We start from the raw sequence: 22831 nt of genomic DNA, 5'->3' as shown, positions 1-22831 counted from the left end.
ATGCAGGCGTCGTCAGGCTTTAGCGGCTGATGACGAATCATCACCGGCAAATTGCGCCGCATGCATATGGGCGTATTGACCGCCCTTGGTGATCAGCTCGCTGTGGTGGCCAGATTCAATAATCTTGCCGTGCTGCATGACGATGATCCGATCCACGTTCTCAATGGTGGAAAGCCGGTGCGCGATCACAATGGTCGTGCGATTCTTCATCAGGTTTTCCAGCGCGGCCTGGACCTTGCGTTCAGACTCGGTATCCAGCGCACTGGTGGCTTCATCCAGAATCAGGATGGGCGCATCTTTGTAGATGGCGCGGGCAATGGCCAGCCGCTGACGCTGACCGCCAGATAGACGCACGCCGTTCTCACCCAGAATACTGTCAAACCCTTCCGGCATGGCCTCTACAAAATCACGCGCAAAGGCGGCTTGTGCTGCAGCCAGCACGCGCTCACGCGAGGGATTGGGGTCACCGTATGCGATGTTGGCAGCCACCGTGTCGTTGAACAGCACGACATCCTGACTCACCATGGCAAATTGCCGGCGCAGATCCAGCAGCTTGTAATCAGACAGCTTCACGCCATCCAGCTTGATACTGCCACCCGTAGGGTCATAAAAGCGGGGCAGCAGATTGGCCAGTGTGGTCTTGCCGCTGCCCGAGCTACCGACCAGCGCCACCGATTCACCCGGCGAAACGGTCAACGAGACATGATCCAGTGCGGCGCGGTCCTCGTCGTTGTAGCTGAACTGCAGATCTTCAACCTTGAGTTCACCCTGGGCACGCTCCAGCGTTTGCGTCCCCTGATCGTGTTCGGTTTCTTCATCAAGCACCGCAAACACAGACTCTGCCGCAGCCAGACCACGATGCAGACTTTCATTGATCTTGGTGATGTTCTTGATTGGTGTTTGCAATGCCATCATGGCCACCATGAACGACACAAACGAACCCGCGGTGAGTACACCGGCCTGCGCGCGCAAGCTGGCATAGTAGATGATGGCCGCCAGCGTGATCCCGATCAGGAACATGATCAAGCCTGAGTTGGTGCTGGATGTCGCGGCACGTTTCACGGCGAGCGAACGCACACGGTTGTTCACGGTGAAAAAACGTCTGGTCTCATATTGGCCACCGCCAAATACCTTGACGATGCGCTGGCCAGAGATCGACTCATCCAGAATGCTGGTCATTTCACCCATGGAAGACTGCGTCGCGCGCGAGAGTTTGCGCTGCCGCTTGCCTACAATGCGGATCGACAACGCAACGCCAGGCAACAACACCACGCACAGCAGTGTGAGCTTCCAGTCGGTGTAGATCATCACGCCCAGGAGGAATACGGCCAGCATGGAGTCGCGCACAAGTACCGTCAGCACCTGCACACCGGCGTCCATGATCTGGTTCACGTCATACGTGACCCGCGAGACCAGCACGCCAACGGAGGATTTGTCGAAGTACTTCACCGGCAGCTGCATGAAACGGCCGAACATCCGTTCACGCAGATCATGCATCACGCGGGAAGACAACCACGCGCTGGCGTAATCGCTGGAGAAATTGGACACCAGCCGCAGCACGGCCATGCCCAGAATCACGGCAGGCAAAATCCAGGCATCCTTGCGGGCGAGCGAATCGGCACGCAGGTTGTGATCAACCAGTGGCTGCAAAAGACGCGTCAGTGCGGCATCCACGCCGGCAGAAACGGCAAGGCCCACCATGGACATCACGACCATGCCCCAATAAGGCTTGATCTGTTGCAGGATGCGGAAATAGAGGTTACGGCTGGTGGTGCGGTTGCTCATGCAGGCGGCTTGTCTGGCGCAAAACGCTGATTATAAACGGCCTGGATGTTTAGCGGGCAGGATCGTTCTATCGATCACCCTTCTTGCCGTTTCAGATATATCGTCGCCATATCCGGTTCATCCAGCGTTCTGACCACGCTCGCCGGGTTGCCGGCCACCAGCGTGCAGCGCGGGACGTCTTGCGTGACCACCGCGCCAGCACCGATAACCGCATGATCGCCAATCGTGACGCCGGGGCAAATAATGGCACCGGCACCGATCCAGACGTTCTCGCCAATCGTCACGGGCTTGGCGGTGAACGCCACCTGCTGACGTTCCCACGGATCGACCGGGTGCGTGGTGCTGTGGATTTGAACCCAGGGCGCAATGAGGGTGTAGTCACCGATGATGACCGGCGCGCTGCCAGAAATGGTCAGGCCCAGATTGACGAACACCTTCTTGCCCAGCCGCACATTGTGACCACTGGCAAGGAACAACGGCGGCGTCACACTGGCGCCTTCGGCCTGACCAAATAATTGCGGCAGCAGCGCGGCGCGATCGGCATCAGACGTTGCCGGATTATTGAAGCGTTGCAGGTGCTCGCGCGCAGTTTGTCGGGCGTCCCGGTTTTGCCCGATGTCTGCAAACTCGTACTTCACCGATTCCCTGGCCATGGTCCCGCCCCGTGTTACGAATAAGCAAAGCTTAACTGCGCACACAACGGCGCTGTGCCAAATGCGGCAATCCTGGCTAACTGGCGCGACTGGCCAGTGCGTCGCGCATGCGGCGCAGGGCTTCTTGCAATGTGCTCAACGCACAACCAAAGTTCAGTCGCACAAAACCTTTGAGACCAAAATCTGCCCCGTTGGACAAACCCACACCCGCCGCTTCAAAGAACGCAGCCGGGTCTTCAATACCGGTGCTGCGGCAATCCACCCAGGCCAGATAAGTCGCTTCTGGCCGGGTCACCCGCAATCCCTCATAGCCATCCAGTTCTTGCATGACCAGATCGCGATTACGGCGCAGCACGTCCAGTAACTCGGCACGCCAGGCCACGCCATCACGGTAGGCCGCTTCGCAGGCCACATAACCAAAGATGTTCACGTGCGGCACGATCCCGCGCATGACATCGGCAAATTTCTTGCGAAGTACCGGGTTGGGAATGATGGCAAACGAACAGCCCAGCCCCGGCACGTTATATGTTTTGGACGGCGCCATCAGCGTGATGCTGCGCTGAGCGGCATCTTCAGAGATCGCGGCAAACGGTACGTGTTTGTGTTCGGCATCCAGAATCAGATCGCAGTGGATTTCATCGCTGACCACGATCATGTCGTGGCGCTGCGCCACCGCCGCCAGTTGCAGCAGTTCTTCTGTACGCCAGACGCGGCCCACCGGGTTGTGCGGGTGGCACAGCATCAGCGTGTTGTTGCCAGGTCCAAGGCTACCGGCAAGCTGGTCGATATCCCACGCCCAATGTGTGCCATCGCTGCCTTCTGCTTCGAGCATGGGGACGCGCACCAACCGGCGTTGCGACAAAATGGGCGCACTCATAAACGGCGGATAAACCGGCGTGGCGGTGAGCACCGGATCATCATGCCCACCCGTGGCGCGGCAAGCCACGTTCAAGCCAACGACAAGGCCCGGCAGCGGCACCAGCCAGTCTGGCTGGATGCGCCAGTTGTAATCGCGCTGCATGGCCAGGACCAGCGTTTGAACCAGTGAGGCTTGCGGGTCCGGATAGCCAAACACGCCGTGCGCGACGCGCTCTTGCAGCGCGGCGGTGATGGCAGGTGGCGAAGCAAAGTCCATATCCGCGACCCACAGCGGCAGGATGTCCTCGTCGTACTTGCGCCACTTGGTGCTGTCACTGTCACGACGGTTGATCACCGTATCAAAATCAAACATCCGCAATCCTTGTCATTTCTTGTGGCTGATGCGCCAGACCCCGGCCATAACAACCACAGTGCCCAGCCATTGTAACGGCGTGAGGTGCTCATTCAGTATCAGCACGCCAAGAAAGATGGTCAGAATCGGCCCCATGCTACCGATAATGGCCGTCCGTGGTGCCCCGATGCGGGCCATGGCGGCAGCGAGCGCGTAGATCGGGAAGACCGTCGCGACCAACGCAATGACCGCAGCATAGGCCCACACTGGCCATGGCAATACCAGCGCCGACAAGGGTCGGGTCAGCGCAAAGTGCGTGAGCATGGCCGCCGCTGAAACCGTAAGGGCATTTTCGGTAAAGCGCATGGCGCCTACGCGGGCAATGACGCGCGGGCTGAACGTCAGAAAAACGGCGTAGCACAAGGTGCTGAGAAACACCTGACCGATTCCCAGCCAGGTACCCTGGGCGGCCGAGAGTTCCGGCCACAACACCAGCAACATGCCAGTGTACGAAATCACCAACGCACCGGCCACGCGCCGGGTGATGGGATGGTGCGCAAAGACGGCCGATAACAACACGGTGAAGGTCGGGTACAAAAAGAGAATCAGCCGTTCCAGGCTGGCGCTGACGGTCACCAGCCCCAGAAAGTCGAACAAGCTGGAGAGGTAATAACCGGCCAGCCCCAGGCCGATCAGGTGCCAGCGGTCGGCACGCGTCATGGGCGGGCCATCTTCACGCCGCGTCAGTTTCACCAGCCAGAACAAGGGCAAGGCCAGCGCCAGCCGCAGCGTCAGCAAGGTGATGGCATCAACGTGATAACGGTACGCCAGCTTCACAAAAATGGCTTTGGAGGCAAAACCGGTCGCGGCGCATAGCGCCAGGATCACGCCAAAGCGAAAACCAGCGTCATGCGTGTCTTTTGTGATGGCGATAGTGCGGTCATTCATCGCGCAGGATCTGGCCCAAAGCGTTTACTGGTCGGTTGCCGCGTCGTTTTTCATGCGGGTTATGGTCGCTTCAATCAAGTGCCGCGCAATGCTGGCCCCCATGGGCAAATCGGGCAAGGCATCCAGCGTGAACCACTGTGCATCTTCGATCTCTTCCGGCTGGCAGACAATGTCTCCACCATCGTAATCGGCATTGAAAGCCAGCATCAAAGAATGCGGAAACGGCCAACTCTGGCTGTCGAACCACTGCAGATTTTTCACCCGCAAGCCAACTTCTTCCATCACCTCGCGGTGGATAGTGTCTTCGCATGATTCGCCGGCCTCAACAAAACCGGCCAGTGCGCTGTACATGCCGGGTTTGAAATGGGGCGATCGCGCCAGCAGCAAGCGGTCACCATCGCGGATCAACACCATGATCGCCGGCGATACACGCGGGTAATGGCGGTGACCACACGCCGGGCAAGCGCGCGCGGGTTCTCGTTCTGCAACTTCGGTTTTCGTGCCGCAAACCCCGCAGAAACGGTGTTCCCGATCCCATGTCGCCATTTGCTTGGCGCGGGTGGCGATCCAGAAATCGGCTTCATCCATGTGGCCGTAAATGGCACGCAGGTTGTGGTTCATCCAGCCGGCGGGTGCTTGTGTGGTTTGCGGCCAGAACAACAAGCGGCACGGTTGGCCGGCACGATGACCGATCAGATAGTCCAGCTCGGGTGGCCCCAGGTGTTCTATCAGGACAGACGCACGCGGCAGGCCACGGCGGTCATCAAGCAACAACTCGTCGCCGACAAAGGCGTAACAACGCGCTTCGTCATCGGCGCAGCGGGAGGCAAAGGCGGGAATAAAGCTGGAGAGCGGCATGGATTCATCATACGCGCTGTGATGGCAAAAGTTCATGACACAGTGTTTGCGTCCGGCAAACATATGCACTGTTTTGGGGCTCGGACCGTTCTATAGAGGTTTTTGAAGATTTTTTGCGAAATGTGTCAACCAGCCGGAAAAACACCCCGTTATTACCGTGCGGGCGGCGAGAGCTGCTCGTGTGCGGTTGACAACGCTCTGTCGCCTTAACTGGCACGAGCTTTAGGGCACCTGCTTGATGCAGGTGCCTTTTTTCTTTTCTGCGCCGCATGTTTGCCATGGCAAACATGCCTCTGACATCAGAGTTTTTTGCTGATGGCTTCCCACTCGGCGCGGCTCACCGGCGTAATCGACAACCGGTTTCCCCGCTGCAGCACTTGCATGTCGGCCAGCTCTGGCATCGCGCGCATTTCCGGCAAACCCATCAGCCGGGTTTTCTTCACAAACTTCACATCGACCTGCATCCAGCGCGGGTTTTCACGACTGGACTTCGGATCAAAGTATTTGGACTCTGACTCAAACTGGGTTGGGTCTGGATACGCGCTGCTACTCACTTCGGCAATGCCGGCGATACCCGGCTCCGGGCAACTGGAGTGATAAAACAGCACTACATCACCCACCTGCATTTGATCCCGCATGAAATTGCGCGCCTGATAATTGCGCACGCCAAACCAGCCCAGCTTGCCATCCCTTGCCAGATGGTCAATGCCCGCTTCATCGGGTTCGGATTTCATCAGCCAATAGTGAACAGGGCGAGTACTCATGCGTGCAAGGTATCCCAGATCAATTTGGCCAACAGCACAATAGCCAGGGTCAGAAACAGACGGCGTATCCACGTATTGCCGCCTTTGAGTGCCATGCGGCTACCCACCTGCGCGCCGGCCACATTGGCCGCGGCCATGGGTATGGCATAACCATAGATCACCGCGCCGACTGGGATAAAGGAAACCAGCGCAGCGAGATTCGTCGCCAGGTTCACCACCTTGGCGGATGCGGAGGCGCGCAGAAAATCAAAGTGAAAGAACCGCACAAACAAAAAGATCAGGAATGATCCGGTACCCGGCCCGAAGAAGCCATCGTAAAACCCGATGCACGCGCCAATCACCAGGCCCACGTACAGATCACGCCGGGTTAGCGGCCGGCCGGCGTCTTCGGTGCCAAACGTGGGTTTGATCCACGTGTAAACCAGCATGACCGCCAGCAAAACGATCACCAGCGGCCGCACCCAGTGCTTGTCCAGCAGCTGGATCATGCTGGCACCGCCATAAGAACCCAGAAAAGCTGCCACCGCACAGGGGAGCAGAATGTGCCAGTCCAGCTTCACCTGCCGCGCATAGCGCCATGTGGCTGACGCCGTGCCCATGATGCTGGCAAATTTGTTGGTGCCCATCAGCGTGGCCGGCGCAACATTAGGCAGGATGGCAAACAAGCCGGGCACTTGAATCAACCCGCCTCCGCCCACTGCAGCATCAATCATGCCGGCGACAAAAGACAAGGGGATCAGCAGGGCGATAGTACTGGGGTCGATCATGGCGAGTACTGGGGTGGGGATCAGGCTGACAGCTTGCCATTAGCTGTGTTGCGTGAATATTGTGCGCAACCCGAACGGGGCGTGAACGCGCTGAGACGCACATTGCAATGGTGAGTTGCCGCTACCGCTTCGAATCCACCCTGCGGCTGGCTGCCTCGCCAACCCTCATCCCATGTCTACATACCCCGGCTGGCTGGCCACGCGGTCTAACCAGGCTCGGATCGCCGGAAACGGCGCCAGATCAATCAGCCCCTCATGCGCTTTGTGCGTATAGGCATACAGCGCGATGTCTGCGATGGAATAACGCTCACCCACAAAGAAACGACGGGTTGATAGATGTTGCTCCATCACCGCCAGCACGTCGCCGCTTGCTTTGATCTTCTGTTGCAACTGGGCTTCACGCTCAGCCGGACGGCCCGCAAACAGCACAATGAAGCGGGCCACGGCGACATTGGGCTCGTGTTTGTATTGCTCAAAAAACAGCCATTGCATCACCTGCGCTTGTTCCAGCCGATCTTGCGGGAACAAGTCTGTGCCCTGGGCGAGGTAATACAGGATGGCATTGGATTCTGGCAGGAAAGTGCTGGCAGAAATCTGCAGGACCGGTACTTGCCCGGTGGGGTTCATGGCCAGGAATCCGGGGCTGTGCGTGGCGCCGCCCATCATGTCCACTTCGTTCCAGGTGAACGGTTTATCCAGCTGGCTAAGGGCGAGTTTGACCTTGTAACAGTTGCCGGACTGGGCAACGCCATGAACCGTGTACATGCAGTGCTCCTGCGATCAGAAAACCCCTATCCAACCAGACCGGACCAGCCTTGCGCAAGCCCGGTCTGGTACAGCAGGTCAGCCGAATTTGCGGCGGGCGTCGATCGCCAGACCCGCGCCAATGCTACCGAAGAGATCGCCTTCCACATGTTTTGCGGCCGGCAACAACGCGGCCACACGCTGACGCAACAAAGGCACGCCACTGGAACCACCCGTAAAGAACACGGTATCGACCTGATCGGCACGCAGGCCGGCACTGGTCAGGATCTGTTGTACGGTTTCTTCAATGCGGGTGATCTGACCGTCAATGGCGCCTTCAAAATCCTGGCGGCCGATATCGTGATACAGGCCGTCTTCAATGCGTTCCAGCGCAAGGCGGTGGGTGGGGCTATCGGACAGGGCAATCTTGGTTTCTTCAGCCCGCATGGCCAGCCAGTGACCAGTGCGACGCTGGATCAGGTTCAACAGACGATCCAGCACGGCGCGGGTTTCGGTGCCGGAATCACGGAAGACATCCTGCAATTCGGTCCAGATTTTGCGGGTATAGACAAAGTTGATGGTGTGCCAGGTCGCCAGGTTGAAGTAATAGCTGGATGGCACTTCCGAGTTGTTCATCAGGCGGCTGCGATAACCCAGCAGCGGCATGATGCTCGACAGGCTCAGCGCCTTGTCGAAGTCGGTCCCGCCGATGTGCACGCCGCCATTGGCCAGAATGTCATCCAGCCGCTCGGTCTTGCGCGCGCGCTCAGGCGAGAGGCGCAGCAAAGAAAAGTCAGACGTACCACCGCCGATATCAACAATCAGCGTCAGTTCTTCGCGCGACAGGGTACTTTCATAGTCAAACGCGGCGGCAATCGGCTCGTACTGGAATTCAACATGCTTGAGGCCGTGGGCGCGGGCGATCTCGGCCAGTACGTCTTGTGCCAATTGATCGGCGGCGGCGTTGTCATCGACAAAATGCACTGGCCGGCCCAGCACAGCGCAATCAAAACCACGTCCGGCAGAGGCTTCGGCGCGGCGTTTCAGTTCGGCAACAAAGTGGCCCAGAATATGTTTGAACGAGAGTGATCGACCCTGGACTTCGGTCTGCAAATCCATCAAACCCGTGCCCAGAATGCTCTTGAGCGAGCGCATCAAGCGCCCTTCATAGCCTTCCAGGTATTCACCCAGCGCAGCGCGGCCATAACTGACTGTGTCTTCTTCCATATTGAAAAACAGCATGGAAGGCAGCGTGTTCTTGCCATCTTCCAGCGCCAGCAGCAGCGGCGCACCGGGGCGGACCCAGCCGACAGTGGAGTTGGAAGTGCCAAAGTCGATACCGCAGGCGCGGGCGGCTTCAGTGGCGACGGGGTGGGCTAACTGCGAAACTGCGGGATGATTCAAAGCGTGTCCTGACTTGGTACAAGGTTGCAACGGGGGTGTAGCCCCGCCCGGACACCTCATCATGCCAGTGTTATGGCATTTTGCGAATATGTCCGGCCAATATGGGCCTGCAACCAGGGTTGAACCAGCAGCACGCGCATGGGGCGTGGCACCAGTAAACACGCTATTTTGCCTGAAGGATTTGGCATTTTCGTGGCAGTCCGTCGGGTGAAGTCACAAACAAGGGGTAAATGGCCACATCGCGTTAGTGCGGCTGGCCAATGACGTCCTGTTCACGACTCACCCTCTGGATCAATCAGGTCAGACGGGCGCGATCTGCGGGCGCGGAATCAAGCCACAACCGGCCGGGCCGGGTCGGCCAGCGCCAGAGCAGCAGCGCGGTCAGCTTCGGGCGGGTAAATCCAGACACTGTTGATCTGCTGTTTGAGGGTTTTAGCCTCAGCACCGCGCAAGACCACCTGACGATCCCAGCCTTCGGTGTAGACCGCGCCCCAAGGGCCCAGATCAAGGCAGGTCACATACTTGGGCTGACGATAGGCTGCAGGGGCTACGCTCAGCAGATCAGCTGCGGCGTTGTTCCCGGCCGAACGGCCCAGCGCCATGGCGTGCTGGCAGGACATCATGGCGTGATTGCCGATGTCGTCCGTTGCAGCGTGGGCGCAATCGCCCGTGGCGTAGACGTCGGCCACGCCTGGCACCTTGAGATTGTCATCGACGAACAAGCGACCAAATGGGTCACGTTGTGCCGGAATCTGTTCGGTCAGTGTGCTGGCGCGCGCACCGGCGGTCCAGATCACCGTTGCAGCTTCAATGCGTTCACCATTATCAAGCGTCACGCCGTGGCGATCGACGGCAGCCACTGCCGTACTGAGCCGCCAGGTCACGCCGAGCGAGCCCAGGGCTTCTTCAATCACCGGGCGGGGGCCGGGGCCCAGATCGGGGCCAATGTCCGCATTGCGCTCCACCATGATGACCCGAACCGGCGTCTCCTGGCCCAACGCCTCACGCAAGCGGGCCGGCATTTCTGCGGCCGTTTCGATCCCTGTAAATCCACCACCCGCAATCACAACGGTATTGCGTGCCAGCGAGGACGGCTGCTGCGCCAGCGCCTTGATATGGTCATCCAGGCGGACGGCCTCCGCCAGTTGGTCCACATTGAAGGCGTGTTCCGCCAGGCCTTCAATCTGCGGCCGGAACAAGCGGCTACCGGCAGCCAGTACCAGGCGGTCATAACCCAATGTTGATGCCTGGCCCGTGGCATCGGTCAATGTCACTTCGTGGCGATCGGTATCAATCTGGCCAACCATACCCTGGACAAATCTCACGCCGACGGCATCAAACAGTGCCTGCAGCGGTGCCTTCATGGCACCCGGATTTTGTTCATACAAACGCGGTCGCACATGCAGTTCAGCCTGCGGCGCAATCAGCGCGACTTCCACATTCTGGCGATCTTGTTGATCCAGCAGGCGCAAGGCAGACAGTGCAGCCCACATGCCGGCAAAGCCGGCGCCAATCACGAGAATCCGTTGTTTCATCTTGCAACTCCTTTGGTGCAGTAACGTCTGGTTTCACGAACTAGACGGGAACAACGCAGAAGTTGTGACAACGTGGATCAATAGAATTGAAAAAAGCAGCCCGCAGGCTGCCTTTTTTCAGGTTGAGGCACAACGAAAGCCGGTTTATTTGCCAATACAAAAACGGCTAAAGATCACACCCAGCAAGTCATCAGATGAAAACTCGCCGGTGATCTCGTTGAGGGTGACCTGTGCCAGGCGCAGTTCTTCAGCAAACAGTTCCAGCGCATGAAAAGCATGACCTGCGTTGATCAAGTGTTCCGCTGCACGGCGGATAGCATCCAGATGGCGTTCACGCGCAATGAACACGCCTTCGTTGGCACCGTGCCAGCCCGCCATGTGCAACAGGCGGGTACGCAGTTCATCCAGCCCGCTGCCAGACTGCGCGGAAACGTGGACTTCGGTCTCACCCACCACGCCGGCCGTTTCACCGGTCAGGTCGATCTTGTTGAACACGCGCAGCACCGGCAGGGCGGGCGGCAGGCGTTCCAGAATGGCTTCGTCATGCGGTGTGACACCCTCACGCGAGTCCAGCAGCAACAGCGCCAGATCGGCTTTATCCACCGCGCGCCAGGTGCGCTCAATGCCAATCTGCTCGACCGTATCGGTGGTCTCGCGCAGGCCGGCAGTGTCGATAATGTGCAGCGGCACGCCATCAAGCTGAATCAGCTCGCGCACGGTATCGCGCGTGGTGCCGGCTATGTCGGTCACGATGGCGATTTCTTCACCGGCCAGTGCATTCATCAAGCTGGATTTGCCCACGTTGGGTTGGCCAATCAGCACCACATGCATCCCTTCGCGCAGCAGACGGCCCTGACTGGCGGTGGCCAGCACGCGTGCGAGTTGCGCTTGCAGCTCATTCAAGCGGCCACGGGCGTTGGCGGCCTCCAGAAAGTCGATGTCTTCCTCGGGGAAATCGATGGTGGCTTCAACCAGCATGCGCAGGTTGATCAGTTCTTCCACCAGCGTGTTGATCTCACGGCTGAAAGCGCCATCAAGTGATTTAAGTGCCGAACGCGCGGCGGCTTCTGATTGGGCATCGATCAGATCCGCCACAGCCTCTGCTTGCGCCAGATCGAGCTTGCTGTTCAGAAACGCGCGCTTGGTGAATTCGCCGGGCTCGGCATGACGGGCACCCAAAGCGACACACCGCGCCAGCAACATGCGCATGACCACCGGGCCGCCATGGCCTTGCAGTTCCAGCACGTGCTCGCCGGTGAATGAGTTAGGGCCAGGGAAATACAGCGCCAGGCCTTCGTCGATCACCGAACCATCTTCATCTTTGAACTTGGCAAAGTGCGCATGGCGCGGGGTCAGTGCGCGGCCAATCAGCCCGGCCACGATGGCAGACAGATCCTGGCCGGAAACGCGGATCACACCCACGCCGCCGCGTCCGGGGGCGGTGGCAATGGCGGCGATGGTATCGGGGTGGTAGAGCAGGGTCACGGTGTGGCTCGGTCCAAAGTGGTTTCAGTGCATCGGACGGCGGAATTCTTCCCGCTCGCGCAGCGTTTGCATGGCGTTGCTGATGGCTTCAGTGCGGGCTGCCGCCACGCGCTGCGGGATCTGCGCTTTGTCTTCGGTTGCACCGGCAATGGCGCCGGCATCCACACCCCGCGCGGCGGCCAGCAACTCTCGCAGGTAATCCGCTTGCGGGTAGGCGCGGTCGGCAAAACCCAACCGGCCGCGTGCATCGGCAGCGCAAGCATCCAGCATGGCGGCAAAGCGATCTGGCTTGCGCAGGCCGTCACAGCGGCCAAACAACTCAAGCACGGTCGCGGCGCGAAGTTCCAGCGCGCGATGCACGTTGGTGTGGTCTCGGCAGACCATGATGGCCAGGTCGCGGCACTCAGCCGGAGCGCGAATGCGTTCGCAGAATTTCTCTACCAGCGGCACGCCCTTACCTTCGTGGCCGTGATGCGATGGGAGCAGTTCTGCCGGCGTGCGTGCTTTGCCCAGATCATGGCACAGCGCGGCAAAACGCGTGGGTAGCGGTAGCTGCTGGCTGGCGGCGTAATCAACCACCATCATCACGTGCACGCCCGTGTCGATTTCCGGGTGGTGCTTTTCCGGTTGAGGAACACCAAACAAAGCATCGATTTCTGGCATAACCCGCGCCAGGGCACCACATTCCCGCAAGATGTTGAACATCCGCGAGGGTGTGTCTTCCATCAGGCCCTTGGCGACTTCCTGCCACACGCGCTCTGGCACGAGGTGATCGACCTCGCCGGTGTTCACCATCTCTTGCATGAGCGCCATGGTTTCCGGCGCGACTTCAAAATTAAACCGCGCTGCAAAGCGCGCCAGCCGCAGTACGCGCACCGGGTCTTCGACAAACGCTTCAGACACATGCCGCAGCACGCGCGCCTTCACATCCGCAGCGCCGTTGAACGGGTCGACAATCTGGCCGTCCTCACCTTGCGCCATGGCGTTGATGGTCAGGTCACGGCGCAGCAAGTCTTCTTCAAGCGTGACATCTGGCGCAGCGTAAACCTGAAAGCCTTTGTAGCCATGGCCAGATTTGCGCTCGGTACGGGCCAGCGCGTATTCCTCATGTGTTTTGGGGTGCAGGAATACCGGGAAATCCTTGCCGACGGCTTTGTAACCCTGGGCGACCATATCATCCGGCGTCGCGCCAACGACGACCCAGTCCACATCCTTGACCGGCAGGCCCAGCATTTCATCGCGGACTGCGCCGCCAACCCGGTAAATCTTCATGACCTGACCCAAATGATTGCAACGTAGTGATGGGCCTGATTGTAGCTTCAGGCCAGCAGTAAATAAAAAAGCGAGGGTTTGCCCCTCGCTTTTTCGAGTGCGTGCGAAACCGGCTTAACCCAGGAAGAGCTGGTACGCCTTGTTGTCGGTTTCCAGCCAGTGCGGGTAGCCCAGCTTTTCCAGGAACTCGGCAAACGCGGCATCCTCCTCTGGGGGCACCTGAATGCCCACCAGCGTACGAGCATAGTCAGCACCATGGTTACGATAGTGGAACAACGAGATATTCCAGCTGCCCACCATGCTGTTCAAGAAGTTGAGCAACGCGCCCGGCCGCTCCGGGAACTCAAAGCGCAGCACGCGTTCGTTATCCACTTGCGGCGCATGGCCCCCCACCAGATGGCGGATGTGCAGCTTGGCCAGTTCGTTATCGGTCAGATCTACTGCCGCCAGTTTTTCAGCGGCCAGTTTCTCGATCAGATCCGTTACTTCAGCGCGGTTCTGAATCTGCAGGCCCACAAATACGTGGGCCTGATCCTTGTCCCCATAACGGTAGTTGAACTCAGTGATATTGCGGGCACCGATCGCACTGCAAAGTGCACGGAATGCGCCCGGGCGCTCCGGCAGCGTCACCGCAATGATGGCTTCGCGCTCTTCACCCAGCTCGGCTTGTTCGGCCACGTAACGCAGACGATCGAAGTTCATGTTGGCGCCAGAGGTGATCGCCACCAGGGTTTTGTCTTGCGCCTTTTCACGCGCCACCCAGGCTTTCATGCCGGCCAGGGCCAATGCACCGGACGGCTCCAGAATCGAACGCGTCTCTTCGAACATGTCTTTGATGGCCGCACACATGGCATCGGTATCGACCAGGATCACTTCATCCACCAGTTCCTGACACAGGCGGAAGGTCTCTTCGCCAACCTGTTTCACCGCCACGCCGTCGGCAAAGATACCCACTTGCGGCAGCACGACGCGCTCGCCCAGTTTGAGCGAAAGATACATGGCGTTGGCATCGGTCGGCTCGACCCCGATGATCTTGACCTCTGGCCGCAGGCGCTTGATATACGCCGCCACGCCAGCGATCAAACCACCGCCGCCCACCGGAATAAAGATGGCATCAAGCTTGCCCGAATGCTGGCGCAGCAACTCCATACCGATCGTGCCCTGCCCGGCAATCACATCCGGGTGGTCGTACGGGTGGATAAACGCAGCGCCGGTTTCCTGCGCCAGGTTCACCGCGCTTTGATAGCAATCACTGAACGAATCGCCCACCAGCACGGCCTCTGCACCGCGGCGGGTGACGGAATCCACCTTGATATTCGGCGTGGTGGTCGGCATGAAGATCGTGGCGCGGCACTTCAGAATTTGCGCCGAATACGCCACGCCCTGGGCATGATTACCGGCCGAAGCCGTCACCACGCCGCGTTCCAGCTCAGCCGAAGTCAGTTGCGCCATGCGGTTGTATGCGCCACGAATCTTGAACGAAAACACCGGTTGCATATCTTCGCGCTTGATGAACACGTGGTTGCCAATTCGGCGCGAAATATTCGGCGCGGCTTCCAGCGGTGTTTCAATCGCAGCGTCGTAAACGCGGGCGGTGAGGATTCGTTCCAGATAGTCGTTCGTGGCTTCAGACATGGTGTTATCCGGCAGTTGTAAATGGACCCGGCCAATAATGCACCGGGTCTTGCATTGTAGCCACAAGCTTGGGTTTGAGTCATGAAGCAATCTGACTACCAAGGAACCGCTGAACAAGTCCCTTCCGGCCGGAGCGTGTCCGCTTCAGGCGATCTGCGGCGTTATAAATCCTCGCTGTAGCCATGCTACGACTGCGGTTTATGCCTTGCAGCTCATCCTGAATCAGACCCACCCGGCTCCGGACAGGCTTGTTCAGAGGTTCCCTGATCCCCAGAACAGTCGCTATCTGGCGATCAACCCGCACGATCTGCCAGAATAGATGTTTTACCGCCCGCTGGACCCGCCGCAATGCCGCGCTTTTTTGTCGACCACACATTATCTGTAGACAACGCCTTCAACCTGCCCGAAGGCCCGGCCCGCCATGTCCAGGTCTTGCGCATGCAACCAGGCGAAACCATCACCTTGTTTAATGGCGAAGGCGGCGAATACGAAGCGCGCATTACCCTGATGGGCAAGCGCGACGTCGCGGTGATCGTCATTGGCTTTGCGCCGGAAAACCGCGAATCGGCGTTGCGGACCATCCTGATTCAGGCCGTCTCCGCGGCCGAGCGCATGGATTACACCATCCAGAAGGCCACCGAGTTGGGTGTGACGGAAATCTGGCCTGTACATGGTGCCTACAGCCAGCAGCGACTGTCTGGTGAGCGCGCACAAAAGCGCCTGGCCCACTGGCAAGGCGTGGCGCAATCTGCATGCGAGCAAAGCGGGCGGACGCGCATTCCGCAGATTTTGCCGGTGACATCGCTGGATGAAGCGCTGGCCAGGGCGCCCAAAGACGCCACCCGCTTGCTGCTGGCGCCCGGCGCAGCGACCAGGCTGGCGGCTTTACCCGCACCGCAGACCCAAGTGGTGCTGTTGGTCGGGCCAGAAGGTGGTTTGTCTGATGGCGAAGAGAGCGCAGCGCGGGCTAGCGGGTTTGAGGGTGTGGTGCTGGGGCCACGGATCTTGCGGACGGAAACTGCCGGGCCAGCCGTGTTGTCAGTGTTGCAAGCGTTGTTTGGAGATGGCTAACCCAGGCCAGAAGGCGGAAGAAGAAAGCGTTAGGCTCTGAATCCACCCACTCCTCAAACAATCACACGGACAACAGCTCCCTTACGCCGTCTGCATCCATCTCAGACCCCTTCCCCGCCCGGATAATCTCCCCCCGCTCCATCACCAGGTATTGATCCGCCAGCGAGCGGGCAAAATCGTAATACTGCTCCACCACCAGAATCGCCATCTCACCCGTCTCTGCCAATGCGCGGATCGCCCGTTCAATATCCTTGATGATGGAGGGCTGAATCCCTTCCGTCGGCTCATCCAGAATCAGCAACTTCGGCCCCATGGCCAACGCCCGGCCAATCGCCAGTTGTTGTTGCTGACCGCCAGATAAATCCCCACCACGCCGCCGCATCATCTGCTGCAGCACGGGGAACATTTCAAAAATCCGGGGGGGAATGGTTGAACTGGCCGGGCGCGTGGCCAGGCCCATCCGCAAGTTTTCTTCCACCGAGAGCCGGCTGAAAATCTCCCGCCCTTGCGGTACATAGCCAATGCCGGCTTTGACCCGGTCATAAGACGCCATTTTGGTGATATCTGCGCCACCAAACTGGATGCTCCCCGTTTTGGCCGGCACCAGGCCCATCAAGGTTTTGAGCAGCGTGGTCTTGCCGACGCCATTACGACCCAGCAGCGTGGTCACTTGCCCCGGTTGGGCAGTGAATGAGAGGCCGCGCAGAATATGGCTGCCGCCGTAATACTGGTTCAGGTTTTCAACTTGCAGCATGGTGGCTTGTCCTTGTTGTCTTAGCGGCCCAGATAGACTTCGATCACGCGCGGGTCGGCCTGCACAGTGGCCAGGTCTCCTTCGGCCAGCACGCTGCCTTCATGCAATACGGTGACCTTGCCACCCAGTTTTTCCACAAACGCCATGTCGTGCTCGACCACCACCAGCGAATGCTGGCCAGCCAGTGACAAGAACAGCTCGGCAGTACGCATGGTTTCGTCATCTGTCATGCCGGCGACGGGTTCATCCAGCAGCAGCAGCTTGGGTTCTTGCATTAGCAGCATGCCGATCTCCAGCCACTGCTTCTGGCCGTGCGACAACAACCCGGCGAGCCGGTTGGCGTGGGCGTCAAGGCGGATTTGCTTCATCACGGCCTCGATACGACCGTGCGCTTCGCTATCGAGTTTGAAGAACAGGCTTTTGAAAACGCGTTTGTCCGTCTTCATGGCCAGTTCCAGGTTTTCGAATACCGTGTGGTTCTCGAACACCGTGGGTTTCTGGAACTTGCGACCAATGCCAGCGTGGGCGATTTCCGGTTCTTTCAAACGCGTGAGATCCAGCGTCTGGCCAAAAAACGCCTTGCCGCTGTCAGGGCGGGTTTTACCCGTGATGACGTCCATCATGGTGGTTTTGCCCGCACCGTTGGGGCCGATGATGCAGCGCAGTTCGCCCACGTCGATATTCAAGCTCAAGTTGTTGAGCGCCTTGAAGCCATCAAAACTGACCGTGATGTCTTCCAGATACAGAATGACACCATGCGCGGTATCCAACTGGCCGGGCTGTACTGCACGTGCCTGGCCAGCGGTGGGGTCAGCCCATTGCGGGCGGGCTTCGTAATCGGTGCCACTGGCAACGGTGATCATGCGCTCTCTCCGGTCAGGTGACGTGGTGATGGGGCGACGCTGGCTTTGGCCGCGGCCGGGCTCACGGTTTCTGGATCAGGGGTGAAAGCGGGTTCAGACGCATCAACCTTGTTGCCACGCAGCTTGTGATAAAGCCCCACCAACCCTTCTGGCAAAAACAGTGTGACCAGAATGAACAGAAAGCCCAGGAAAAACAGCCAGTACTGCGGGAATGACACGGTGAACCAGCTCTTGGCCAGACTCACCGCCACCGCGCCAATCACGGCACCAATCAAGGTGCCGCGACCGCCCACTGCCACCCAGATGGCAATTTCAATGGAAGACGCTGGCGACATTTCTGACGGGTTAATGATGCCCACCTGCGGCACGTACAGTGCGCCAGCCACACCGCACAGCGCGGCAGAAAGCGTCCAGATAAACAGCTTGTACCAGAGCGGGTTGTAGCCGATGAACATGACACGGGATTCCGCATCACGCGTTGCGGCCAGCACGCGGCCAAAGCGGGAGGTCACCAGCCAGCGGCCCAGCACCAGCGTACCGGCCAGCGCCAGCGCGGTGAGCCCAAGCAGCACCACACGGGTTTCTGGGGCAGTCACCGAGTAACCCAGAATGCGTTTGAAGTCGGTGAAACCATTGTTGCCGCCAAAACCGGTCTCGTTCCGGAAGAACAACAGCATGGCGGCGTAGGTCAGCGCCTGCGTGATGATCGAGAAATACACGCCCTTGATCCGCGACTGGAAGGCGAAAAAACCGAAGATAAACGCAATCACCGTCGGCACGGCTATGGTCAGGATCGCCGCCCAGATGAAGTGATCAGTACCTTGCCAGTACCAGGGCAGGGTTTTCCAGTCCAGGAAGACCATGAAATCCGGCAAGGGGCTGTGGTAATTGCCATCCAGCCCGATCTGCCGCATCAGGTACATGCCAAAAGCGTAACCACCCAGCGCAAAAAACAGGCCATGACCCAGTGAGAGAATGCCGGCGTAGCCCCAGATCAGATCCATCGCCACCGCCACCAGCGCGTAGCAAAGAATCTTGCCCATCAGCGTGATGGCGTAATTGGACACATGCAACGGACTGCCTGGCGGCACCATGAGATGCAGCACCGGCATGGCGATCAGCATGATGGCCAGGAACACGCCTAGCGCGGTCCAGCCTTTGGGGCCAAGGAGCCTGGCAGTGCGTTCGGTGTAGGAAGTACGCATAGGGGTTGGTTCCTGTTGGGATTACATTGCAGCTTTAAATCAAACAATCATTGTTAGCGCCAGACGGCGCGGTGTTTTGATACCGGGGGTGCCCGGAGCACGGTACTTTCTTTTGGATCGCCAAAAGAAAGTACCCAAAGAAAAGGCGACCCCGGCGGAGCGCCCGCTTCGCGGGTCCCCTACGCTTCTCGTGAAGTCCGGCTGGCTCCCCCACTGCAACCGCCATCTGGTTCACTAATGGCTTTGTGGGGGCACCCACCAAGGGGCGCAGGAACTCGGGCTAAAGCCCTCAAACACCCTTACGCCGAAACCCCGGACTTCCCTGTGATGCTCGGCACTCCTTAAGGGGCCCAACTGCAACCCCAACCCCGCAAACCGTCTGTTTGCAGGTGCCCCAGACTTCTCCTGCTATTGCTGTTGCCGTTGTTTTTGACTTTCTCCCCCGTTAAAGCCAAGCGCCGAGGGCGTGGAGGGAGACCTTAGGCTCCCGACCAACCGAGGGAAGCCCGGAGGGCCGCCAGGCTAGGGTCGCCTTTCTTTGGTTACTTTCTTTGGGGCCGCCGAGGTGGCGAAGCAAAGAAAGTAACGTGCTCCGGCCACCGCCGGTGTGTAAACAAGCGCGCCGAAGGCGCTAACAGCAGTTCAAGGTTTTAGGCCAACAAAGGTGGATTGTCGCTACCGCTCCGAATCCACCCTACGAAATTTGGTCGCAGATCAATCAACAACCCGCCCCTTCAGCGCAAACAACCCCTGCGGCCGTCGCTGGATGAACACAATGATGATCGCCAGCACAATGATCTTGGCGATCACCGCCCCAGCCCAGCCTTCCAGCAGCTTGGTCACGATGCCCAGCCCCAGCGCAGCCCAGACAGCGCCGGCCAGTTGCCCGACACCACCCAGCACCACCACAAGGAACGAGTCAACAATGTAGCCCTGGCCCATATCCGGCCCGACGTTGGCGATCTGCGACAACGCCAGCCCGCCCAGTCCGGCAATACCGGCGCCAAGGCCAAATGCCAGGGTATCAATCCGCCGCGTCGGCACGCCCACGCAACCGGCCATGGCGCGGTTTTGCGTCACCGCACGCACAAACAATCCGAGGCGTGTTTTTTGCATGATGGCCCACATCAACGCCAGCACAGACAGCGCAAAGCCGATGATGATCACGCGGTTCCACGGCAAGGTCAGGCTGGGCAAGAGTTCAATACCGCCAGACATCCAGGACGGGTTGGAGACTTCCACGTTCTGCGCACCAAACAGCGCGCGGGCGGCCTGGATCAGGACGAGTGAGATCCCCCAGGTGGCCAGCAGGGTTTCCAGCGGGCGGCCGTACAGCCAGCGGATCACGGTGCGCTCCATGAGCATGCCGACCGCTGCGGCGGCGCAGAACGCGACCGGTACAGCAGCCACCAGATACCAGTCCTGCGCGCCGGGAAAATGCGCGCGGAACACACCCTGCACGACGTAGGCAGAGTACGCGCCCACCATCAAGAGTTCGCCGTGGGCCATGTTGATCACGCCCATCACGCCGTAGGTGATTGCCAGCCCCAGCGCCGCCAGCAGCAAGATGCTGCCAAGGCTTAGACCAGAGAACACGTTCGCCAGCGCGCTGATCCAGGCGAGGCGTGAATCAATGGCGGCAATAGAGGATTGCGCGGCGGCGCGCACTTTGGCGTCGGGTTCGTTAGCCGGGTCCAGCCGCGTCAGCAGCAAGCCACGCGCGTTGGGCGAGTTGCTATGGCTCAGGTCTTCCACCGCTGCCAGCCGGGCTTTCACGTCCGGGTTCTTCAGGTTAGCTTGCGCCAGCAGTTGTTCCAGGACCGGCTTGACCTTGCTGTCGGTCTCTTTCTTGAGTGCGGCAGTCAGGGCCGGGATCATGACCGCGCTGACGTCGCCCTGCAGCGATTGTGCCGCAGCCAGGCGCGCGGCCGGATCGGGGTCGGTCAGCTTGAAACCGCTCAGGGCAGAATCCAGAGCGCCGCGCACGCGGTTGTTGATCGATACGGTGTCGACGTCATCCGGCGCGGGGTTGATTTCGGCCCCGGTGGTGGCGTCATACACCTTGTCATCGGCCTTGAGCCAGACGCGCTGGTCCGTGGCGTACAGAGCGTCATTGCTCAGCGCCTGCAATACGCGCGCGGCTTCGGGCGTGCCGACCTGCACCAGCGCGGCAATGGCGGCCAGTTTCTGGTCAGAGTCATCATCCACCAACTGGCGGACGACCTTGGCATCCAGCGCGGCCTGGGCGGGCAATATGATCAGACAGCCCAGCAGCAGCGCCAGCAGATGACGCATCCATGTATTCATTGGGGTATCCCCGTGTTCGGTGTTGCGGTGACTGCAGTTGATTCAGGTAGCTGTAGGGTGGATTCGGAGCAGCGCGACAATCCACCCTACAAACTCACCTCACAGCCAGATCAATTCGCTTCCGGCTCGTCTTTCTTCTTGTCGTTACCGGCAATGAACGGGCTCCATGGCTGGGCCTTGACCGGTTCTTTGGTCTTCCACACCACATTGAACTGACCGTTAGCCTTCACTTCGCCAATCATCACCGGCTTGTGCAGGTGATGGTTTTTCGGGTCCATTTCCAGCGTAAAGCCGCTCGGGGCCTTGAAGGTCTGACCACCCATGGCGGCGATCACCTTGTCCACGTCGGTGGAGTGCGCCTTCTCGACCGCTTGCTTCCACATATGGATACCCACGTACGTGGCTTCCATCGGGTCGTTGGTCACGGCGGTATCGGCATTAGGCAGCTTTTGCTTCTTGGCCCAATCGCGATACATCTTGGTGAACTTGGTGTTTTCCGGGTTCTTCACAGACATGAAGTAGTTCCACGCGGCCAGTTCGCCCACCAGCGGTTTGGTATCCACACCGCGCAGTTCTTCTTCGCCCACGCTGAATGCCACCACCGGCACATCGGTTGCCTTCAGGCCAGCGTTACCCAGTTCCTTGTAGAACGGCACGTTAGAGTCGCCATTGATGGTGGAGACCACGGCCGTTTTCTTGCCCTGGGCAGAGAAGTCCTTGATCTTGGCGATGATGGTTTGATAGTCGGAGTAACCAAACGGGGTGTACTCCTCCATGATGTCGGCGTCCTGAATACCCTTGGAATGCAGGTAAGCGCGCAGGATCTTGTTGGTGGTACGCGGGTAAACGTAGTCGGTACCCAGCAGCACAAAGCGCTTGGCTTCACCGCCATCTTTGGACAACAGGTAGTCCACGGCCGGAATGGCCTGCTGGTTAGGCGCAGCACCGGTGTAGAACACGTTCTTTTCCAGCTCTTCGCCTTCGTACTGCACCGGGTAGAACAACAGGCCGTTCAGTTCACGGAACACCGGCAAGACCGACTTGCGGGAGACAGAAGTCCAGCAGCCAAACACCACAGCGACTTTGTCTTTAGAGAGCAACTGGCGGGCCTTTTCGGCAAACAACGGCCAGTTGGAGGCAGGATCAACCACCACCGGCTCCAGCTGCTTGCCCATCACGCCGCCCTGGGCGTTGATTTCGGCAATGGTCATCAGCGCGGTTTGTTCCAGCGCCGATTCAGAAATCGCCATCGTGCCCGACAGCGAATGCAGGATGCCGACCTTGATGGTATCGGCGGCAAACGCGCCACCAGACAAACCGCTGGCAGCAGCGAGAGTACAAACAGTGACAAGTTTCAGTGCGGTACGACGGTTCATGACTGCATCTCCTGATAACTGATAACGAAAGTGTGAGAACGGGTTGTTTCCTTCCTGCTTTTTGCTTTTCTTGCTTTCTGGTAATGCGGTGTTATCGAGTTGTCGTACAGGTGTTCTTTTTTGGTGGTGCTGTTTTTGTTAGCGCCTTCGGCGCGAGTAAAAGCTTTTACAAACCCGGGGTGCCGGGCCCACGTC

At 59.2% G+C, this 22831-nt stretch carries 20 protein-coding genes; 1 reads left to right on the top strand and 19 read right to left on the bottom strand.

Annotated features, from left to right (window positions below; translation table 11 throughout):
• Nucleotides 1–12 precede the first annotated feature (12 nt).
• From msbA to ilvA, 13 genes are all read right to left on the bottom strand, one after another.
• On the bottom strand, nt 13–1785 hold the full coding sequence (msbA, locus tag IEX44_RS08355; RefSeq protein WP_188691718.1) for a lipid A export permease/ATP-binding protein MsbA: 1773 nt from the start codon (nt 1783–1785) through the stop codon (nt 13–15).
• Nucleotides 1786–1859: 74 nt separating this feature from the next.
• Nucleotides 1860–2438, bottom strand: coding sequence for a sugar O-acetyltransferase (locus IEX44_RS21240; RefSeq protein WP_188691715.1), 579 nt, complete (start codon nt 2436–2438; stop codon nt 1860–1862).
• A 76-nt stretch (nt 2439–2514) separates the two neighbouring features.
• Entirely contained in the window at nt 2515–3669 is a 1155-nt protein-coding gene (locus IEX44_RS08345) for a MalY/PatB family protein (RefSeq protein WP_188691712.1), read from the bottom strand.
• A gap of 12 nt (nt 3670–3681) precedes the next feature.
• Nucleotides 3682–4596, bottom strand: coding sequence for a DMT family transporter (locus IEX44_RS08340; protein WP_188691708.1), 915 nt, complete (start codon nt 4594–4596; stop codon nt 3682–3684).
• 24 nt (nt 4597–4620) lie between these two features.
• Nucleotides 4621–5490 carry an NAD(+) diphosphatase gene (nudC, locus tag IEX44_RS08335; RefSeq protein WP_229678832.1) on the bottom strand — a complete coding sequence of 290 codons (870 nt, stop codon included), beginning with the start codon at nt 5488–5490 and terminating at the stop codon, nt 4621–4623.
• Between the two features lie 263 nt (nt 5491–5753).
• On the bottom strand, nt 5754–6218 hold the full coding sequence (locus IEX44_RS08330; protein WP_188691704.1) for an EVE domain-containing protein: 465 nt from the start codon (nt 6216–6218) through the stop codon (nt 5754–5756).
• The gene (locus IEX44_RS08325) at nt 6215–6985 is read right to left on the bottom strand and encodes a sulfite exporter TauE/SafE family protein (RefSeq protein WP_188691701.1); all 771 of its coding nucleotides are present in this window, start codon (nt 6983–6985) and stop codon (nt 6215–6217) included. The genes IEX44_RS08330 and IEX44_RS08325 overlap by 4 nt, the downstream gene beginning before the upstream one ends.
• Before the next feature lie 165 nt (nt 6986–7150).
• Nucleotides 7151–7750 carry a glutathione S-transferase family protein gene (locus IEX44_RS08320; protein ID WP_188691697.1) on the bottom strand — a complete coding sequence of 200 codons (600 nt, stop codon included), beginning with the start codon at nt 7748–7750 and terminating at the stop codon, nt 7151–7153.
• 78 nt (nt 7751–7828) lie between these two features.
• Entirely contained in the window at nt 7829–9133 is a 1305-nt protein-coding gene (locus IEX44_RS08315) for an Hsp70 family protein (protein WP_229678831.1), read from the bottom strand.
• A gap of 329 nt (nt 9134–9462) precedes the next feature.
• On the bottom strand, nt 9463–10668 hold the full coding sequence (locus IEX44_RS08310; protein ID WP_188691693.1) for an NAD(P)/FAD-dependent oxidoreductase: 1206 nt from the start codon (nt 10666–10668) through the stop codon (nt 9463–9465).
• Between the two features lie 144 nt (nt 10669–10812).
• The gene (gene mnmE, locus IEX44_RS08305) at nt 10813–12147 is read right to left on the bottom strand and encodes a tRNA uridine-5-carboxymethylaminomethyl(34) synthesis GTPase MnmE (RefSeq protein WP_229678912.1); all 1335 of its coding nucleotides are present in this window, start codon (nt 12145–12147) and stop codon (nt 10813–10815) included.
• 30 nt (nt 12148–12177) lie between these two features.
• Entirely contained in the window at nt 12178–13425 is a 1248-nt protein-coding gene (locus IEX44_RS08300) for a multifunctional CCA addition/repair protein (protein ID WP_188691686.1), read from the bottom strand.
• A gap of 114 nt (nt 13426–13539) precedes the next feature.
• Nucleotides 13540–15060 (bottom strand): threonine ammonia-lyase, biosynthetic, encoded by a 1521-nt coding sequence (gene ilvA, locus IEX44_RS08295; RefSeq protein WP_188691683.1) that lies wholly within the window; start codon nt 15058–15060, stop codon nt 13540–13542.
• 348 nt (nt 15061–15408) lie between these two features.
• Between ilvA and IEX44_RS08290 the strand changes: the two genes are divergently transcribed.
• A complete protein-coding gene (locus tag IEX44_RS08290; protein ID WP_188691681.1) occupies nt 15409–16131 on the top strand; it encodes a 16S rRNA (uracil(1498)-N(3))-methyltransferase in 723 nt (240 codons plus the stop codon).
• 61 nt (nt 16132–16192) lie between these two features.
• On the opposite strand, the gene urtE is transcribed toward IEX44_RS08290, so the two are convergent.
• The 6 genes from urtE to IEX44_RS20960 all read right to left on the bottom strand — a co-directional run.
• Complete coding sequence (gene urtE, locus IEX44_RS08285; RefSeq protein WP_188691675.1) at nt 16193–16885, bottom strand: urea ABC transporter ATP-binding subunit UrtE; 693 nt, start codon at nt 16883–16885, stop codon at nt 16193–16195.
• A gap of 20 nt (nt 16886–16905) precedes the next feature.
• Nucleotides 16906–17748 (bottom strand): urea ABC transporter ATP-binding protein UrtD, encoded by an 843-nt coding sequence (gene urtD / locus IEX44_RS08280; protein ID WP_188691670.1) that lies wholly within the window; start codon nt 17746–17748, stop codon nt 16906–16908.
• The gene (gene urtC / locus IEX44_RS08275; protein WP_188691667.1) at nt 17745–18953 is read right to left on the bottom strand and encodes an urea ABC transporter permease subunit UrtC; all 1209 of its coding nucleotides are present in this window, start codon (nt 18951–18953) and stop codon (nt 17745–17747) included. The genes urtD and urtC overlap by 4 nt, the downstream gene beginning before the upstream one ends.
• A gap of 714 nt (nt 18954–19667) precedes the next feature.
• Nucleotides 19668–21260 carry an urea ABC transporter permease subunit UrtB gene (urtB, locus tag IEX44_RS08270; RefSeq protein ID WP_229678830.1) on the bottom strand — a complete coding sequence of 531 codons (1593 nt, stop codon included), beginning with the start codon at nt 21258–21260 and terminating at the stop codon, nt 19668–19670.
• A gap of 110 nt (nt 21261–21370) precedes the next feature.
• On the bottom strand, nt 21371–22636 hold the full coding sequence (urtA, locus tag IEX44_RS08265) for an urea ABC transporter substrate-binding protein (RefSeq protein ID WP_188691663.1): 1266 nt from the start codon (nt 22634–22636) through the stop codon (nt 21371–21373).
• Nucleotides 22633–22831, bottom strand: a 199-nt coding sequence (locus IEX44_RS20960) for a hypothetical protein (RefSeq protein WP_229678829.1), incomplete at its 5' end; no start/stop codon positions are given. The genes IEX44_RS20960 and urtA, both read right to left, overlap by 4 nt.

The sequence above is a fragment of the Silvimonas amylolytica genome (assembly GCF_014645555.1).
Taxonomy (GTDB): Bacteria; Pseudomonadota; Gammaproteobacteria; order Burkholderiales; family Chitinibacteraceae; genus Silvimonas; species Silvimonas amylolytica.
Note: the sequence above shows the minus strand (reverse complement) of the source record. Positions and strands in the feature narration are given on the sequence as shown.

Coding starts and splice junctions, on each gene's coding strand:
- urtE (WP_188691675.1), bottom strand. CDS start 16,885: ATGCTGCAAGTTGAAAACCTGAACCAGTATTACGGCGGCAGCCATATT.
- IEX44_RS08310 (WP_188691693.1), bottom strand. CDS start 10,668: ATGAAACAACGGATTCTCGTGATTGGCGCCGGCTTTGCCGGCATGTGG.
- IEX44_RS21240 (WP_188691715.1), bottom strand. CDS start 2,438: ATGGCCAGGGAATCGGTGAAGTACGAGTTTGCAGACATCGGGCAAAAC.
- urtD (WP_188691670.1), bottom strand. CDS start 17,748: ATGATCACCGTTGCCAGTGGCACCGATTACGAAGCCCGCCCGCAATGG.
- urtA (WP_188691663.1), bottom strand. CDS start 22,636: ATGAACCGTCGTACCGCACTGAAACTTGTCACTGTTTGTACTCTCGCT.
- IEX44_RS08345 (WP_188691712.1), bottom strand. CDS start 3,669: ATGTTTGATTTTGATACGGTGATCAACCGTCGTGACAGTGACAGCACC.
- IEX44_RS08340 (WP_188691708.1), bottom strand. CDS start 4,596: ATGAATGACCGCACTATCGCCATCACAAAAGACACGCATGACGCTGGT.
- msbA (WP_188691718.1), bottom strand. CDS start 1,785: ATGAGCAACCGCACCACCAGCCGTAACCTCTATTTCCGCATCCTGCAA.
- urtC (WP_188691667.1), bottom strand. CDS start 18,953: ATGCGTACTTCCTACACCGAACGCACTGCCAGGCTCCTTGGCCCCAAA.
- IEX44_RS08330 (WP_188691704.1), bottom strand. CDS start 6,218: ATGAGTACTCGCCCTGTTCACTATTGGCTGATGAAATCCGAACCCGAT.
- IEX44_RS08300 (WP_188691686.1), bottom strand. CDS start 13,425: ATGAAGATTTACCGGGTTGGCGGCGCAGTCCGCGATGAAATGCTGGGC.
- urtB (WP_229678830.1), bottom strand. CDS start 21,260: ATGAATACATGGATGCGTCATCTGCTGGCGCTGCTGCTGGGCTGTCTG.
- IEX44_RS08290 (WP_188691681.1), top strand. CDS start 15,409: ATGCCGCGCTTTTTTGTCGACCACACATTATCTGTAGACAACGCCTTC.
- IEX44_RS08325 (WP_188691701.1), bottom strand. CDS start 6,985: ATGATCGACCCCAGTACTATCGCCCTGCTGATCCCCTTGTCTTTTGTC.
- ilvA (WP_188691683.1), bottom strand. CDS start 15,060: ATGTCTGAAGCCACGAACGACTATCTGGAACGAATCCTCACCGCCCGC.
- nudC (WP_229678832.1), bottom strand. CDS start 5,490: ATGAACTTTTGCCATCACAGCGCGTATGATGAATCCATGCCGCTCTCC.
- IEX44_RS08320 (WP_188691697.1), bottom strand. CDS start 7,750: ATGTACACGGTTCATGGCGTTGCCCAGTCCGGCAACTGTTACAAGGTC.